The following is a 16,609-nucleotide window of genomic DNA, read 5'->3' on the forward strand; positions in this document are numbered from 1 at the left end:
TGCGTTCCTGCATCCCTGGTCCCTGCCGTCCTGCGTAGGTCCGCGATCTCTCCCGCCCGGATTCAGGCAACGAAAAAGGCCCGGGTCGCGCACGCGGCGCTACCCAGGCCTTGCCTCTCCTCAAGCGGTACACCGCCGTGGCGTCGCGCGAGGCGACAACGGTGGCGTCCTTGGAGAGTAACAACCCTGCGATCGAGATCGATCGTTCATACTGTAGCACCGGGCAGGGACGGGGCGGGACACGCTGCTCTGTCACGCTCGCCGCTCGCCACTCACCACCCGGCGCACGGACCGTCAGCACGTGGCGCGGGACGCGGTCAGGCACGGCGTCCCGCCCTGCCCAACGAAGCCGTGAAGGACAGGGGTCGCATGCGGGACCGCTTGCTGATCATGGTCAACGACCGGTCGGCGATCGACGTCCTCCCGCATGTTCCGGTCCGCACGAGCGGGCTGGTCCTGACGGGCGCTGCCGCACCGGTCAGGTGCAGGGAGATCCGAAGTGCCCTGCCGGAGACGGTCGTGGCCAGAGTCCGGCGGCGCTGCCCGGGGCCGCGGAGCCGCGGGGTCAGGAGCGGTCCGGCCCGAGCTGACGCCAGGCCTGCTCGTGGAAGAGCCACTGGGCGGCGGAGTACCGCGCGGGCCGGTAGGGGGCGGGTTCGAGCAGCCAGCGCGGCGATCCCGCCGGCTCGTGCAGGGCCACGCCGACGCCGGCCTGAGCCGTCACAGTCCGCACCTCTGCGTCGGGAACCGACATCAGCGCCGCGGCCCACGGTATGTCGGCCCGCAGGCGCTTCCACACCACCAGCGCGCCGATGTCCGCCTTGCCCAGCGGCTGGCGCACCTGGACGTCGGCGGCGGTGTGGCAGTTCATCACGCAGTTCGGGTCGGACGCGCCGCAGGAGCCCTCCGGCGGCCGGCGGATCGTCGGCCAGCAGTCGGGACGCTGGATCGACATCAACGGCTCCACCACGGCCAACGGCACGCAGGCACAGCTGTGGGACTGCAACGGCGGCGCCAACCAGCGGTGGACCCGGACCGACGGCAGGCAGCTGATGGTCTACGGCACCAAGTGCCTGGGGGCGGCCAGGGCGCGGGCAACGGCAGCCCTGTGGCGATCTGGGACTGCAACAACCAGGCGGACCAGCAGTGGAACGTCAACGCCGACGCCACGATCACAGCGGCGCAGTCGGGACTCTGCCTGGACGCCAGCGGGCAGGCGACCGCCAACGGGACGAAGATCCAGCTGTGGAGTTGCACGGGCGGAGCGAACCAGCGCTGTCGCCTGGAGAGCTGACGCACCGGGTCCGGGCACTCCGCGGACCCGGCCCCGGTGCCCGCGGTGCGCGGAACCGGCGCACCCTCGTGCCCCGGTCATCAGCCATCGGCTGACCGTCCACCGCCCGGCGGGCGCCGGATCCCACGGCGTCCGCCGGGCGGTGTCCGCCCGCGACCGGCCTGGGCCACCGACGGCACCGACGCCTTGACCGGTCCGGGTACCGATCGCCGTCCGGGAGGACCTGCCGAGACCCGCCGGCCACCCATGCGCCAGGGCGCCCGGATGACCGCGTCGGGCGTCACGGCGGAGGTGCCGGACCCGCTCCGTGCTACGACCAGGCGGGCGGGTGCGGGGAGCGGAGCACGAGCAGGGTGATCTCGCTGGGGGCGAAGACGCGGAACGGCGGGCCCCAGAAGCCGGTGCCGCGGCTGGTGTAGAGGAGCGTGCGGGCGCCGTGGCGGCTGAGGCCGGCGAGGGCGGGCTGGTCGAGGCGGACCAGGTGGTGGAAGGGCCAGATCTGGCCGCCGTGGGTGTGGCCGGAGAGCTGGAGGTCGACGCCGCCGGCCGCCGCCCGGTCGACGAACGCGGGCTGGTGCGCCAGGAGCAGGACGGGCAGCTCGGGGTCGGCGCCCTGCAGAGCGCCGGCGAGATGGGCGCCGTGGCCCGGCAGGCCGGAGGACTCGGCGGTGACATCGTCCACGCCGGCCACCACGAGGGTGTCGCCGCCACGTTCGAGCAGCAGGTGCCGGTTGCGGAGTGGCTCCCAGCCCAGCTCGTCCATCAGGTCGACCCAGCCCTGGGCCTCGCTGTAGTACTCGTGGTTGCCGGTGACGTACACCCGGGCGCGGGTGGCCCGCACCGTGCCGAGGGGGGCGGCCTGGGCGCGGCGGCGCTGGGCCGTGCCGTCCGCGATGTCGCCGGTGTGGCAGACCAGGTCGGCGTCCAGCTCGTTCACCTTCTCGCACACTCGGGCCGACCAGCGCGCGCGGTCGAGGGGGCCGTAGTGGGTGTCCGTGATGAGGGCGACGCGCAGACCGTCCAGCCCCGCGCCCAGCCGCGGAAGGCGCACGTCCAGCCGGCGCACGCGGGGCACGCGGCGGGCCTCGGCGTACCCCCAGGCGAGCAGCACGGCGGTGGTGCAGAGGACGGCCCAGGTGACGATGCGGGCCCGGTCCTGGCTGTCGCCGGCGCCGGCCACGGCCAGGGCGGGCCTCAGGAGGACACCGAGCAGCACGGACCAGGTGAACAGAACCCAGCTGGCACCCAGCAGGGTGTCACCGATGATCGCCGCCCGGTCCTGCTGGCGCCGGCCGTGGCCGCGCGCCATCGCGAACGGCACACCGACGAGGCCGAGAGCGAACAGGGCGGTACCGGAGAGCGTGACGGGCAGGGGCCAGCGCTGGCCGCCGTACAGCAGCACCCAGCAGGGCACGGCCCACAGCAGGAGGGGGGCTATCAGGGGTATGAAGCGCATCAGGCGGTGCAGCAGCCGGCCGGACCGCGGCGCTCGCGCCTCCTCCTCGGCGGGCCGGGTGTCGCTGGTGTCGGTCACGCTTCCCCTCCCTGGCCGGGCTGCCGTCCCTCGCACTGTATCCGGCCGTCCCCGGGCGCCGTCCGGCGCGCTGCCGCCGGCCGCTTCCGTGCCCTTGCCCGTCGCTGCCCCGCCGCAGCCCTGCCGGTTCGCGGCCGTGGGAGGTCACACGGGGTCGTCCGGCAGGCCGGGGGAGCGGGCGATCTCCTCCTCGGCGGCTTCGATGATGGCCAGGACGGCGGCCGCCGCGGCCGCGGGATCGCGGGCCTCGACAGCCCGCACGACGGCGCGGTGGCGCGGCAGCGAGGCCTCCACCGCGCCGGGGGTCCGGGTGCTGACGAGGAAGCTGTGCTCCAGCGCGATGCCGACGGCGCGGCCCAGCGAGCCGAGGAGACGGTTGCCGCCGGCGTCCAGCAGGGCCCGGTGGAAGGCGATGTCGGCCTCGACGTAGCCGCCGAGGCCGGGGTCCGCCGCCGCGGCCTCCATGGCGGCCAGCGAGTCGTACAGGGCTCGTACGCGCTCGGGTCCGGCCCGTTCGGCGGCGAGGCGCGCCGCCCCGGGCTCGACGATCCGGCGCAGCTCACTCGTGTCGCGCAGCAGGGCCGTGGCGTTCCCGGTCTGCCGCCAGCGCAGCACGTCACGGTCCAGGTGGTTCCACTGCTCCGGGGGCAGCACGCGCGTGCCGGTGCGCGGACGCACGCGCAACATCCCCTTGGCCACCAGCGCCTTGACCGCCTCCCGCACCACTCCCCGGCTGACACCGATCTCGGCCGCGAGCACGTCCTCCACCGGCAGCGGATCTCCCGGCCCCCACACGCCACCGGCGATGCGCCGCCCGAGTTCGTCGACCACGCGCTGGTGCATGGTCAGGAAGTGCTGCTCCACGATCTCTGCCCGCCCCCTGGACGCCATTCATCGAATCATTTAATGATTGCGGTACAGGGTACGGCCCGCGGGCCCACACCCGGCAACGCCTCATCGCGCAACGCCCCATCGCGCAGCGGACCGCCACCACGTACGCCGGAGCCACGGGAGTGCCACATGACCGACGGTCAGCAGACGAGCCGCCGCAGCCAGGCGTGGTTCGGCGCACAGGGCCGCAGCGGGATGCTGTACCGCTCCTGGATGCGCAACCAGGGGTTCGGGCACGAGGTGTTCGACGGGCGCCCCGTCATCGGCATCGCCACCAGCGCTTCCGAACTCGCCCCGTGCAACGCCCATCTGACCCGCGTCGCCGAAGCCGTCAAGCGCGGTGTGTGGCAGGCGGGCGGCTTTCCCCTCCAGTTCCCCACCATGGCCACCGGCGAGACCCTGATGCGCCCCACCGCCATGCTGTACCGCAACCTCATGGCCATGGAGGTCGAGGAGCTGATCCGGGCCAATCCGCTCGACGGCGTCGTGCTGCTGTCCGGCTGCGACAAGACGACCCCCGCCATGCTCATGGGCGCCGCCAGCGTCGACCTGCCCGCCGTCATGGTCACCGGCGGGCCGATGCTCAACGGCAAGTACCGCGGCCAGGACGTGGGATCCGGCACCCACGTGTGGAAGTTCGAGGAGGACCTGAAGACCGGGCGGATGACCGAGGAGGAGTGCTTCTTCGCGGAAGGGTGCATGGCCCGTTCAGACGGCCACTGCATGACCATGGGGACCGCCTCCACGATGGCCTGCATGGCCGAGGCGCTCGGCATGCAGCTGCCGGGCTCGGCGGCCTGGCCCGCGGTCGACTCCCGGCGGATGGAGACAGCGCAGGCGGCGGGGCAGCGCATCGTGCGGATGGTGGAGGAGGAGCTGCGCCCCTCGCGGATCCTCACCCGGGAGGCGTTCGAGAACGCCATCCGGGCCAACGCGGCCATCGGCGGCTCCACGAACGCCATCATCCATCTCACCGCCATCGCCGGCCGCGTCGGCGTCGAGCTGGGCCTGCGGGACTTCGACGAGCTGGTCCGGGCGGTGCCGACCCTGGTCAACCTGATGCCCAGCGGCGGGTATCTCATGGAGGACTTCTGCTACGCGGGCGGCCTGCCCGCCGTCATCGCCGAACTGCTCGGCGGCGAGCTGCTGCACGGCGAGCAGATCACGGTCACCGGGCGCACCCTCGCCGAGAACACCGAGACCGCCGAGCGCGTCGGCTCCGAGGTCATCACCTCCCTCGACGCCCCCTTCCAGCCGGCCGGCACCGGTATCGCCGTCCTCCGCGGCAACCTGTGCCCCGACGGCGCCGTGATCAAGCAGTCCGCGGCGTCCCCGCACCTGCTCACCCACCGGGGCCCGGCGCGCGTCTTCGACTCCCCCGAGGCCTACCACGCCGTGGCCGACGACCCGGACCTCGACGTCGACGAGAACACCGTCATCGTCATCCGCAACGCCGGCCCCAGGGGCTACCCCGGGATGCCCGAGGTGTCCAACGTCCCGCTCCCCGCCAAGCTGCTGAAGGCCGGCGTCACGGACATGGTGCGCGTCTGCGACGGCCGCATGAGCGGCACCGGATACGGGACGGTGGTCCTGCACGTGGCGCCCGAGGCCGCCGTCGGCGGACCACTCGCCCTGGTGCGCGACGGGGACCCCGTCGTCCTCGACGTCCCGGACCGCACCCTGCGCCTGGACGTGGACGACGCCGAGCTCACCCGGCGCCGGGAGGCCTGGCGGGCACCCGCCGGGCGGTACGCCGGCGGCTACGCCTGGCTCTACACCCAGCACGTGGAACAGGCCGACCAGGGCGCCGACTTCGGCTTCCTGCGCGGAAGCCGGGGACACGAGGTCCCCCGCGACTCCCACTGACCCCGCCCCGGGGCACCGCGCCCACTTTCACGTCACCTCGCGCCCTCTCGCGTCAGCTCGCGCCCCTTCGAAGCCAGGAGAGCATCGTGGAATCGGCAGCAGCGCGTCCCCGCCGGGCGCTCACCCCCGGCTCCGTCCTGCCGGAGGACGCCGGCCGGGCCGCCCTCGTCGCGCGCGTCCACGACCCGGAGTGTGACGGCCCGTGCGTCGCCGCGGTCCGCGGTGAGCACGTCGTCGACCTGACCGCCCTCGCACCCACCGTCTCCGGCCTCATGGAGCGCGAGGACGCGGCGGCGGTCGTCCGCGAGGCCGGCGGCGGGCAGGTCTGGCCCCTGGACGAACTGCTGGAGGCACCGCCCGGCCGCCGTGACGTCCCGCATCTGCTCGCCCCCGTCGACCTGCAGGTGATCAAGGCCGCGGGGGTCACCTTCGCCCGGAGTCTGCTGGAACGCGTCATCGAGGAGCGCACGGGCGGCGATCCGGCGCAGGCCGAGCGGGTGCGGGCCCGCGTCGGGCAGGTGGTGGGCGGCGCGCTCGACGGCATCCGCCCCGGGTCGCCGGAGGCGGACCGGGCCAAGGAACTGCTCCTCGCCGAAGGGCTGTGGTCGCAGTACCTGGAGGTCGGGATCGGGCCGGACCCGGAGGTGTTCACCAAGGCCCCGGTGCTGTCCGCGGTCGGCACCGGCGCCGACATCGGCGTGCTCTCCGCCTCGGTGTGGAACAACCCCGAGCCCGAGGCCGTGCTCGTCGTGGACTCGCGCGGCCGGGTACGCGGCGCGACGCTCGGCAACGACGTCAACCTCCGCGACATCGAGGGACGCAGCGCCCTGCTGCTGTCCCGCGCGAAGGACAACAACGCCTCCTGCGCGATCGGCCCGTTCATCCGCCTCTTCGACGAGGACTTCGGCCTCGACGCCGTACGCGGGCTCGACATCGACCTGCGGATCGACGGCCCGGACGGCTACGTCCTGCACGGCAGCAGCTCCCTGCGCGAGATCAGCCGCGACGTCCTGGACCTGGTGGCCGCCACGCACGGTCCGCACCACCAGTACCCGGACGGCTTCGTGCTGTTCACCGGCACGCTCTTCGCCCCCACCGAGGACCGGAAGACGCCCGGCGCGGGCTTCACCCACGAGTACGGCGACCTCGTGCGGATCTCCAGCCCGCGCCTCGGCGCCCTGGTCAACACCGTCGTCCCCAGCGAACAGGCCGCGCCGTGGACGTTCGGCGTCGGAGCGCTGATGCGCAACCTCGCCCGGCGCGGGCTGCTGTGAGACGAACGGCCCGGAGACCACCAGGGGCCCGGCCCCGCGGGCCCCGTGTGCGGCGCCGCCGCTACTCCGGCGGCGCCGCACACTCCCGGTTCATGCCCGGGCGGCCGGCTCCTGCCCGATCGCGGCGTGCAAGCGCCGGGTGTGGTCCACATGGCGCTCGGCTCCGGTCAGCGTGACCCCGGCCGTCAGGCGCGGCTCCGCGCTGGAGGCGGCCAGGCGCAGTTCCAGCTCGCCCGGTTCGACGACGCGCCGGCCGTCGCGCCCGGTGAAGGAGGCGACGTCGGCGGGGACCGTGGCCCGGAGGCGCCGGGCCTCGCCCGGCTCCAGCGCGACCCGGGTGTAGCCGACGAGGCGCTGCACCGGCTGGACGACGGAGGCCACCGGGTCGTGCAGATAGAGCTGGACGACCTCGGTCCCGGACCGCTCGCCGGTGTTGCGGACGGTGAAGGAGAGGGTGAACTCGCCGTCCGTCGGGGCCTCCTGGGCGTCCACGGTCAGATCGGCCCAGTCGAACCGCGTGTAGGACAGGCCGTGACCGAAGGCGAACGCGGGGGTCGGGTCGAGGCTGGACACCTCGCTGGCGTGGGCGAGCCGCGCCCCGAGGTAGGTGGCCGGCTGGGAGCCCGGCCCGCGCGCCACGCTCACCGGGAGACGCCCCGAGGGATTGACCCGGCCGCTGAGCACCCCGGCGATCGCGTGCGTCCCCTCCTCGCCCGGGAAGAAGGACTGCACGATCGCGGCGGACTCCGTCACGGCGCGGCCGAGGGCGTACGGCCGTCCCGCGAGCAACACGGTGACCACGGGAGTCTCCAGGTCGAGCAGGGTGTCGAGCAGATGCTGCTGCGCGCCGGGCAGCTCCAGCGTCTCGACGTCGCAGCCCTCGCCGCTGGTGCCCCGCCCGAAGAGACCGGCGCGGTCGCCGAGCACCACCAAAGCGAGGTCGGCCTCGCCTGCCACCCGGGCGGCCTCCTCGATGCCGGACAGATCCCCGTCGTCGATCCCGGTGCCGCGGGCGACCGTGATCTCGGCGTCCGGGAACTCGGCGGCGAGCGTGTCGCGCAGCGTGGGCAGCTCGATGCCGAGCGGGGTCCCGGGGTGCCGGACGCCGATGTGCTGGGGGAAGGAGTAGCAGCCCAGCACGGCGGTGGGTTCGTCGGCGTTGGGGCCGAGCAGGGCGATGCGGCGCGGCCCGGCGAGCGGCAGGGTGCCGTCGTTGCTCAGCAGCACGACGGCTTCCTCGGCGAGTGTGCGGGCCAGCGCGCGGTTCTCCGGGCCGTCGAGGTCGATCCGGCCGCGCAGGGCGTCCGGATCGTCCAGGGTGCCCGGATCATCCAGGCCGGCCCCGCCGAGCGCGGCCGGCAGGGGGTCCCAGTCCGGGTCGAGCAGGCCCAGCTCCGCCTTCTGGGTCAGGACCCGGCGCAGGGCGCGGTCGACCAGCGCCTCCGGTACCCGGCCGTCGGCCACGGCCTCGGCCAGGGGCGCGCCGTAGGTCTTGACGTTGGGCAGCTCGACGTCGATGCCCGCGCGCAGCGCCGAGCCGGCGGCGCCGGCCCAGTCGCCCGCGACGCCGTGCAGGGTCTTCAGGAAGGCGACGGCGAAGTAGTCGGCGACGACGGTGCCCTCGAAGCCCCAGGTGTCGCGGAGCAGCCCGGTGAGCAGTTCCTCGTCGGCCGCGGAGGGTATCCCGTCGGTGTCGGTGTAGGCGTTCATCACCGACCGGGCGCCGCCCTCGCGGATCGCCATCTCGAAGGGCGGCAGCAGCACGTCGGCGCGCTCCCGCGGGCCCACGGAGGAGGGGGCGAGGTTGCGGCCGGCGCGGGAGGCCGAGTAGCCGGCGAAATGCTTGAGGGTGGCGACGATTCCCGCGGACTCGATGCCCCGCACATAGGCCGTCCCGATGGTGCCGACGAGGTACGGGTCCTCGCCGATGGTCTCCTCGACCCGGCCCCAGCGGGCGTCGCGCACCACGTCCAGGACGGGCGCGAGCCCCTGGTGGACGCCGACGGCGCGCATGTCGCGGCCGATGGCGGCGGCCATGCGCCGCACCGTGTCCGGGTCGAAGGTGGCGCCCCAGGACAGCGGGACGGGGTAGGCCGTCGCCCGCCAGGCGGCGAAGCCGGCCAGGCACTCGTCGTGCGCGAGAGCGGGGATGCCGAACCGGTTCGTGGCGGCGATGCGGGCCTGGGTGCGGGCCAGTGAGAGCGCGCCCAGGGCGGGGTCGACCGGGACGGTGCCGAAGGGGCGGGTCAACTGGCCCAGCCCGGCGGGCAGGAGCGCGTCGAGATCGACGGGTTCCTCCATGTCGTGCTGATGGGGGGCCACCTCACCGCCCTGATCGGAGGCGCCCACCCACACTCCGTACAGCTGGGCGGTCTTCTCCTCAAGGGTCATCGCGCCGATCAGGGCGTCGACCCGCGCGGTGACGGGGACGGCGGGGTCGTTCCAGAGGGGGTACCGGGGGCGGTATCCGAGGCCACGCTGGCGTTCACTTTCCTCCTACGCCCCTCGGGCCCCCGTGCAGGGAGCGACGGGCGGACGGTTCGACGAGCAGGTCAGGGCGGGGTGCGGCGTCTCCAGGCGGCGGCGTCGCCGCCGGTCAGCGGCTGAATCCGGCGGTCAGGCCGCTGAGCAGCTGGCGGCGGCCGAACGCGTACAGGACCAGGACGGGCAGGGTGGTGAGGACGACGGCGGCGAGCACGGCGGGGACGTTGACCCCGTACTGGCCCTGGAAGGTCCACAGCGCCAGCGGCAGGGTCCGCAGGTCCGGGCTCTGCGTGAGGACCAGCGGCAGCAGGAATCCGTTCCAGATGGTCAGCGCGTTGAAGATGGTCACGGTGAGGATGGCCGGCCGGGTCAGCGGTGCCGCCAGCCGCCACAGCGTCGCCCACTCGGTGGCGCCGTCGACCCGCATCGAGTCGAAGAGCTCCTTGGGCACGTCGCGGATGAAATTGGCGAGCACCAGCACGGACAGCGGAATGGCGAAGGCGATCGACGGGAGGATCAGCGCCGGCAGGCTGTCGTACAGGTTCAGCCTGATGATGATCAGGTAGACCGGGATCACCGTCGCCTGCAGCGGGATGGCCAGGCCCATGAGGAACAGCCCGTTCATCGCCCGCAGGAACCGCATGCGCCAGCCACGCACGATCGCGTAGGCGGCCATGAAGGAGAACGCGACCGCCGGTACCACGGCGCCGGCGGTGACCACGACGCTGTTCACGAAGTACCGGAGGAAGTCGGACTCGATGACCAGCCGGTAGTTGTCCAGGGTGGGGCTGCCCGTGGGCACCAGCGGGTTGCTCGCGTAGTAGTTGCTCTGGGCCTTGAGGCTGGTGATGAGGGTCCAGTACAGGGGTACGGCGACGACGGCGAGCCAGAGCCATCCGGCCAGCCCGCCGGCCCAGTTGCGCCGGCGGGCGGGCTGCGGGGAACGGTGCTGCCGCTCGCGGTGCGCGGCCTTCTGCGGTCGTCGCGGCTTGGTCAGCGTGGTGGTCACGTCAGGCCCCCTCGAGTTGGCTCGCGCCGGCGTCCCGGCCCCCGAGCCGGCGCAGCAGCAGGGCGAGGGCCAGGCCCACCAGGACGAGGATGACCGCGATGGCGCTGGCCGGTCCCATCAGGCTGGCCTGGAAGCCCCGCTTGTACATGTCCAGGGCGAGGACCCGGGTGGCGTCGCCGGGGCCGCCCGCGGTCAGGACGAAGATGAGGTCGAAGAAGGTCAGCGACCCGACCACCATCAGCGTGGACGAGGTGATGATGGTGTACTTCAGCTGGGGCAGCGTGATGCCGAAGAACTGCCGGATCCGTCCGGCCCCGTCCAGCTGCGCCGCCTCGTACAGGGACTTCGGGATCTGCTGGACACCACCCTGGTAGATCAAGGTGTGGAACGGGATGAACTGCCAGGAGACGACGAAGACGACGACCCCGAAGGCGAGCCCGGGGCGCCCCAGCCAGTCCTGGCTGAGCAGCGGGATCCCCAGCCCGGCGCCGAGCCCGAAGTTGGGGTCCAGCAGGGCCTTGTACGCGATCGCGATGGCCGCGGAGCTGAGCATCAGGGGGACGAAGTACACCACGCCCAGCACCGCACGGTAGCGCTGCCGGCCCGCCAGGAAGGCGCCGAGCAGGATGCTCAGCGGCGTCTGGACGGCCCAGGACAGGGCCATCACCGCGAACGTCACCCAGAGGGCGTGCGGGAGTCCGGGGTCGGTGAGCACCGCGCGCCAGCTGGTCAGCCCCGACGGGCGGATGGTGCCGATCCCGTCCCACGTGGTGAAGCTCAGCGCCAAGACACCGACGAGCGGAATCACGGCGAAGCCGACGAAGACCACCAGCGCCGGCGTCGCCAGCCACGGCAGGATGCTGCGCGGTTCGCGACGTGGCGGGTGGCCGGTGAGCGCGCTCATTTCCCGATGACCGCGTTGAGGTTGCGGGCGAACTGCTCGGGGGAGATGGACAGCTGGAACAACTTGACGATGTTGTCCAGCAGGGTCTCGGCGGCCGTCGGGCTGAGCGCCTGGTCCCAGGACTGGACGAACACCTCGGCCTTGCTGGCGATGTCGTAGGTGAACCGCAGGAAGTCGGCGCTCTCGGAGGCGGCCAGCAGCTTCTCCGTGCCCAGTCGGATCGGGACCGACCCGTTGTCGATCCACTGCTTCACCTCGGCCTCCTGGAGGACGCCGGTGGCGAAGAAGTCCTTGGCGATCTTCTTCTGCTCCGCGCTCGCCTTCGAGGAGATGGACAGGTACTGGGCGGGGTTGCCGACCGTGTTACTCGGATCGCCCTTGCCGCCCTCGACGGGCGGGAAGGTCATGTAGCCCAGGCCGCCGCCGGAGACGAAGTCCCCGCCGTCGGTCTGCTGGATGCCGTACGACCAGGCGCCGTGCAGCATCATCGCGGCCTTGCCGGTGTACAGCAGTGCCTGGTCGGCGTTGGAGTCCGCGGTGATCGAGGAGAAGCCCTTGATGAACCCGTCGGCCTCGACCAGCTCCTGCGCCTTGGTCAGCGCCTTGATGGCGTCAGGGTGGGACCAGGCGTCCTTCTCGCCCTCGATGACGGCCTGGAAGACCTCGGAGCCGCCGATGCGGTCGAACAGGAACTCCAGCCACATCATGCTCGTCCACCGGGACTGACCACCGAGGGAGAACGGTGCTATGCCCTTCGCGTTGAACTTGGGCACCAGCGCCATGATGTCGTCCCAGGACTCCGGCGGTTCCACGCCGACCTGGTCGAAGACCTTCCTGTTGTAGTAGAGGATGATCGGCTGCACGGTCTCGCACGGCATCGCGTAGATCTTGCCGTCGACCGTCGCCGCGCCGAACGAGGACGGGAACAGCCCCTCCTTGACGTCGGAGTGCTCCTCGAAGAACGAGGTGAGGTCCTCGACCTGGCCCGCCTCCGCGTAGGTGCGCAGGGTCCCGCCGCCCCAGCCCCAAATGATGGTGGGCGCCTGCCCGGAACCGATGGCGGTCTTGATCTTCGTCTTGTACGCGTCGTTCTGGAAGGTGGTGTCCTTGATCTGCCCGTCGGGGTGGGCCTTGTTGAACGCGTCCACCGCGCCGGCTCTGGCCGTTTCCTGCGGCTGGCCGTTCAGGTACCAGTACGTGGCCCCGCCACCGCTCCGGCCGGGCCCGGACGAGCCGCCGCAGGCCGTCAGCGCCGCGGAGACCGGCACGCCGGCGGCCAGGGCGAGGAGGGTACGTCGGGAGAGCGCCATGTCTTTTCTCCGTACTCGAGAGCCGCCGGCTTCTCGTGAGTCATGGTGAAAGGTTTTCGAAACAGCCTTCTCTGAGCCCTGTCCGTGCAAATTAGGTTTCGGGTCGAGCGACTGTCAAGGTACGTGCGGGCACGTTGTCGCGCGGCAAGTCGCTGCATAACATCAGGTGGAGGAGGGCTCTGAGGGTCTTGACAGGGACCGAAACTGTTTCGAAATGAACCGCGTCGGGGAGTGCCGTGGCCGGCCGGTCCACCGGCCTCGGTGCAGGTCCGCCGCCGTTCGGGCTGCCGGGCCGGACCGCCCGGCAACCGGCCCGGCGCGCCGGGGTGCCGCCCCTGGAGCCGGGCGCGGGCGCACGTGGCCGGGACGGCGTGCTGCACGGTGATCGGGTCGCGTTCCCCCGCGATCGCCCACAGCTCACGCGGATCGGGGGAGGCGTCGAGGCGAAGGGCCGGTTGGCGCCTCCCCGGACGAGCGCGGCGCCGGATTGCCGTACGGTTGACCGGCTCCACCTGCGCCGCCGTCCCGACCGGCGGCTCACCACACCGGTGGACGTACAGCTGAGAGGAACCGATGCGAGCGAACGGCAGGCGCACCACGCTGGCGGACATCGCCCAGGCGGCCGGGGTCTCCGTCGCGACCGTGTCCAAGGTGGTCAACGGCCGCGGTGACGTGGCGCCGCACACCCGCACCCGGGTGCAGGAACTGCTCCACCAGCACGACTACCTCGCGCCCGTGTTCCGTCACACCGAGGCCGTCGAGAGCCCGACCATCGAGGTGCAGTTCAAGGGGGGCCTCAAGTCGTACGTGGCCGAGACCCTGGAGGGCATCGTCGACGCCGCGGCCGAACTGGGGGCCTCGGTGGTGGTCAGCAAGGCGTCCAGCGCCCCGCACTGGGCCCGGGACCTGGTCTCCGCCGGGCGCCGCGCCGTCATCGCGGTCACCAGCGTGTACACCGCGGCGCATCTGAACGAACTGGCCCGGTCCGGGCTGCCGCTGGTCGTGCTCGACCCGCTGCACCTGCCGGACAGCCGGGTCCACAGCGTCGGGGCGACCAACTTCGCGGGCGGCCTGGCCGCGACCCGGTACCTGCTCTCCCTCGGCCACCGCCGCATCGCCTATCTCGGCGGACCCGCCATGGCCGTGTGCAACCAGGCACGCATGCACGGCTACCGCGCCGCGGTGGAGGCGGAAGGCGCACAGGTGCCCGAGGCCTACGTCCGGCCCGGAGAATTCACCTACGAGACCGGGTTGCTCGGCGCCACGGAGCTCCTGGGCCTGGACGAGCGGCCGACGGCGATCTTCGCGGGCAACGACGAGATCGCCCTGGGCGTGATCGAGGCCGCCCGCGCCCGGGGCCTGCGCATCCCCGAGGACCTGAGCGTGGTCGGCTTCGACGACACCAGCCTCGCCCGGATGGCCTCACCACCGCTGACCACCGTGCGCCAGCCGCTGCGGGAGATGGGCGGTGCCGCCCTGCGCACCGCCCTCCGGCTGGCAGGCGGTGAGAAGGCCGAGTCCCACCACGTCGAACTCGCCACCGAACTCGTGGTACGCGCCTCCACGGCGCCGCCCCGGGGGCGGTAGAGGGCTGGCTGCGGAACGCGCGGTGTGACCGGCCGTCCCCGTATCAGGGCCGGTCCGGGGCAGGGGGGTGCGCCGAGTGGCCGCCGTCACTGCCTCACTGCCCTCACCGCGGTGGCAGTCGTGGGCCCGGGCGTACTGGGCGGGTGTCCGGCCGTACTGCTGCTTGAAGGCACGGATGAAGTGACTGCTGTCCGCGAACTGCCAGTAGGCGGCGAGTTCCGAAACGCTCAGCCGGCCGCGCGGCGCGGCCAGGAGCCGGAGACGGGCCTGCTCCAGCCGGCGGCGGCGGATGTAGGCGCCCACGGACTCCCCGGCCGCGGCGAACACCCGGTGCAGCGTCCGTACCGGGATGCTGAGCTCACGGGCCAGCATCGAAGGGGAGAGATCAGGGTCGGTGAGGCGGCTGTCCACGATGTCCTTCGCCGCCTGCGCCACCGCCCGAGCCGGATGGGGCTCGTCGCCGTCGAGCTCCCGCCGCAGCACACCCCTGACCAGCTCGACCAGGGCGTTGCGGGCGGCCCGTAGGCCGGCCGGGGAGAGGTCCTCCAGCGTGGCGGCGGTCATGTTCGCCTGGGCCATGAGCACCCGCATCTCGGCCGAGTCCGACGGTCCCAGCACCTGATGGCCGGCCGGCACCGGCCCGAGGAGTGAGGCGGGCAGGATCAGCACATCCGCCCTCGTGCCCGGCTGGACCTCGAACCGCGACGGCGGACCGTTGTGCCGGACGATGAACTGCCCGGCCCCCACGGTGGCTCCGCCGCCGCCGTCGTGCGGCCCGCCGAAGCGCCACGTGCCGCGCCGCACCACATGGACCAGCACCCGGTCCTCGACGTGGCTCCGGACCCCCTGCGTACGGCCGGCGAACGACTCGCTGTAGAGGTCCGCGATCACCGCGTCGTGGACTCTGGACGCCCGCACCCTGACCCGGAAGCCACCCGACGCACCCGGAGCGAAGGAAGGCAGCGGGAACGCGGCACCGACCTGTGCACGCCACGCGCGGCGGAAGGCGCCGATACCCTCTTGCGGGGTGCCCGGGGCCGTGACGTCCACCGCGAAGGTCCTGCTGCGGACGGCGGCCGCCGGCCCGGTACTCCCCGTCCCCGTGCCGCTCATCGCCTGCCGACGCAACTTCTCTGTCATTCCATGACGCTGATGTTCCATCAGCATGTCCCTGAGATACAAGCGCGCACCGTACGGATCTTCCTAAGGTGCACGGAGAAGCCGATCCCGGCAGGGGACACGGAGGCCGGGGCGTGTGGCGTCCGAAGCCGGCGCATGCGCAGCTCGGGTCCACGCCGTGCCCCCATCGGGGCGCCGCCCCGCCGTGCCCCGGGTCTTCCCCTTGTTGCCCCGCCACCCCTCCGGCCTGCCCCGGACGTGTGACACGTGAAAGGAGTCGGTTGCCTTGACCGACATGACGCCCGGCACCGCCGACGCACCGAACGATCCCGCGGCGGACGCCGCCGCCGTCATGGAGCTGCTCACCGGCGGCGTCGTGGCGCAGACCCTCCGCGCGCTGGCCGAGTTGCGCATCGCCGATCACCTTGCGGAGGGCCCGCTGACGGCCGAAGAGGTGGCGGAGCGCGCGGGCAGTCATCCCCGGGCCACCTTCCGCCTGATGCGTGCGGCCTCCTCGCTCGGACTCCTGAGCCACGAGGGCGATCGCCGTTTCGGCCTCACCGCGCCGGGCCGGGCGCTCCGTGCGGACGTACCGGGTTCCCTGCGCTCCCTGGTGCTGGTCCAGACCGGACATGCGCACTGGACGTCCCTGGCGCACTTCCCCGAGGCGGTGCGGCGAGGGAGCAACCAGGCGGAGAAAGCGCTGGGAGCGGAGATCAGGGAGTACTGCACGCGGCCGGAGAACGCCGGGGAGGCAGCGCTCTTCGCCCGGTCGATGGGGGACCTGTCCGCCCTGGTGACGCAGGGCGCGGTGGCCGCGCTCGACACCGCCGGCGTGTCCACCGTGGTCGATGTCGGCGGCGCGGACGGCCATTTCGTCCTGGCGCTGATGGAGGCGGACCCCCGGCTGCACGAGCAGGTCCTCGACCTTCCCCACGCCGTCGAGGGCGCCCGCCGCGAGGCCGGGAGGCGCGGCCTGGCGGACCGCTTCTCCACCGCGGCGGGCGATTTCTTCAGCGAGGTTCCCCCCGCGGACCTCTACCTCCTGAAGACGGTCCTGCACGACTGGGACGACGACCAGTGCGTCACCATCCTGAGGAACTGCCGGTCCGCCGTGCACGAGGGCGGGCGGGCGCTGGTCGTCGAGATGCTCGTCGGCGAGATCGGCAAGCCTGACTTCGTCACCCGGGCGGACATGGCTTCTGCGGACAGTTCTCGCGTGTTGCCGCTTGGCCCACGAAGCTACCAGAGCTCTTCTGTGAAGGCCCCGTCGACCGTGATCCGGATCTCCATGTTGAGTGCCTGCGCAAGGCAGGAACTGGGCAATGTGCCGAAGA

Annotated in this window: 11 protein-coding genes and 3 pseudogenes; 6 read left to right on the forward strand and 8 right to left on the reverse strand. The window is 72.6% G+C overall.

The genetic code is table 11. From position 1 onward, the window contains the following. Window positions 1–565 precede the first annotated feature (565 nt). The gene (locus E4N63_RS04100) at window positions 566–871 is read right to left on the reverse strand and encodes a hypothetical protein (RefSeq protein ID WP_125621498.1); all 306 of its coding nucleotides are present in this window, start codon (window positions 869–871) and stop codon (window positions 566–568) included. On the opposite strand from E4N63_RS04100, the pseudogene E4N63_RS30925 reads away from it, so the two are divergent. Then, window positions 813–1,040: pseudogene (locus tag E4N63_RS30925) on the forward strand (RICIN domain-containing protein); the annotation flags it as partial. The gene E4N63_RS04100 and the pseudogene E4N63_RS30925 sit on opposite strands and share 59 nt — an antisense overlap. 68 nt (window positions 1,041–1,108) lie before the next feature. Then, window positions 1,109–1,294, forward strand: coding sequence for a ricin-type beta-trefoil lectin domain protein (locus E4N63_RS30930; protein ID WP_374112677.1), 186 nt, complete (start codon window positions 1,109–1,111; stop codon window positions 1,292–1,294). 310 nt (window positions 1,295–1,604) lie between these two features. Here E4N63_RS30930 and E4N63_RS04110 read toward each other — a convergent pair whose 3' ends face one another. Both E4N63_RS04110 and E4N63_RS04115 read right to left on the reverse strand, forming a co-directional pair. Next, on the reverse strand, window positions 1,605–2,828 hold the full coding sequence (locus E4N63_RS04110) for a metallophosphoesterase (protein ID WP_230239918.1): 1,224 nt from the start codon (window positions 2,826–2,828) through the stop codon (window positions 1,605–1,607). A 144-nt stretch (window positions 2,829–2,972) separates the two neighbouring features. Further along, the gene (locus E4N63_RS04115) at window positions 2,973–3,719 is read right to left on the reverse strand and encodes a FadR/GntR family transcriptional regulator (protein ID WP_043462478.1); all 747 of its coding nucleotides are present in this window, start codon (window positions 3,717–3,719) and stop codon (window positions 2,973–2,975) included. Window positions 3,720–3,848: 129 nt separating this feature from the next. Here E4N63_RS04115 and E4N63_RS04120 point away from each other — a divergent pair, with 129 nt between their 5' ends. Continuing rightward, window positions 3,849–5,585 (forward strand): IlvD/Edd family dehydratase, encoded by a 1,737-nt coding sequence (locus E4N63_RS04120; protein WP_230239919.1) that lies wholly within the window; start codon window positions 3,849–3,851, stop codon window positions 5,583–5,585. Window positions 5,586–5,671: 86 nt separating this feature from the next. Next, the gene (locus E4N63_RS04125) at window positions 5,672–6,859 is read left to right on the forward strand and encodes a fumarylacetoacetate hydrolase family protein (RefSeq protein ID WP_230239920.1); all 1,188 of its coding nucleotides are present in this window, start codon (window positions 5,672–5,674) and stop codon (window positions 6,857–6,859) included. A gap of 90 nt (window positions 6,860–6,949) precedes the next feature. Here the strand turns inward: E4N63_RS04125 and E4N63_RS04130 are convergent, their stop codons facing one another. From E4N63_RS04130 to E4N63_RS04145, 4 genes are all read right to left on the reverse strand, one after another. Continuing rightward, window positions 6,950–9,250: a beta-glucosidase gene (locus tag E4N63_RS04130; RefSeq protein ID WP_374112678.1), complete on the reverse strand. Its 2,301-nt coding sequence runs from the start codon at window positions 9,248–9,250 to the stop codon at window positions 6,950–6,952. A gap of 205 nt (window positions 9,251–9,455) precedes the next feature. Then, a complete protein-coding gene (locus tag E4N63_RS04135; protein WP_125621508.1) occupies window positions 9,456–10,352 on the reverse strand; it encodes a carbohydrate ABC transporter permease in 897 nt (298 codons plus the stop codon). 1 nt (window position 10,353) lies between these two features. Then, entirely contained in the window at window positions 10,354–11,256 is a 903-nt protein-coding gene (locus E4N63_RS04140; protein ID WP_125621510.1) for a carbohydrate ABC transporter permease, read from the reverse strand. Beyond that, on the reverse strand, window positions 11,253–12,566 hold the full coding sequence (locus E4N63_RS04145) for an extracellular solute-binding protein (protein WP_230239921.1): 1,314 nt from the start codon (window positions 12,564–12,566) through the stop codon (window positions 11,253–11,255). The genes E4N63_RS04140 and E4N63_RS04145 overlap by 4 nt, the downstream gene beginning before the upstream one ends. A 573-nt stretch (window positions 12,567–13,139) precedes the next feature. On the opposite strand from E4N63_RS04145, the gene E4N63_RS04150 reads away from it, so the two are divergent. Next, window positions 13,140–14,153 carry a LacI family DNA-binding transcriptional regulator gene (locus E4N63_RS04150; RefSeq protein WP_125621514.1) on the forward strand — a complete coding sequence of 338 codons (1,014 nt, stop codon included), beginning with the start codon at window positions 13,140–13,142 and terminating at the stop codon, window positions 14,151–14,153. A gap of 138 nt (window positions 14,154–14,291) precedes the next feature. On the opposite strand, the pseudogene E4N63_RS30935 reads toward E4N63_RS04150, so the two are convergent. After that, window positions 14,292–15,320 (reverse strand): annotated as a pseudogene (locus E4N63_RS30935) (helix-turn-helix domain-containing protein); the annotation flags it as partial. A gap of 304 nt (window positions 15,321–15,624) precedes the next feature. Between E4N63_RS30935 and E4N63_RS04160 the strand changes: the two are divergent. Then, a pseudogene (locus E4N63_RS04160) lies at window positions 15,625–16,431 on the forward strand (methyltransferase); the annotation flags it as partial. Window positions 16,432–16,609: the final 178 nt, after the last annotated feature.

The organism is Streptomyces sp. MNU89, assembly GCF_020982505.1.
Taxonomy (GTDB): domain Bacteria; phylum Actinomycetota; class Actinomycetes; order Streptomycetales; family Streptomycetaceae; genus Streptomyces; species Streptomyces xinghaiensis.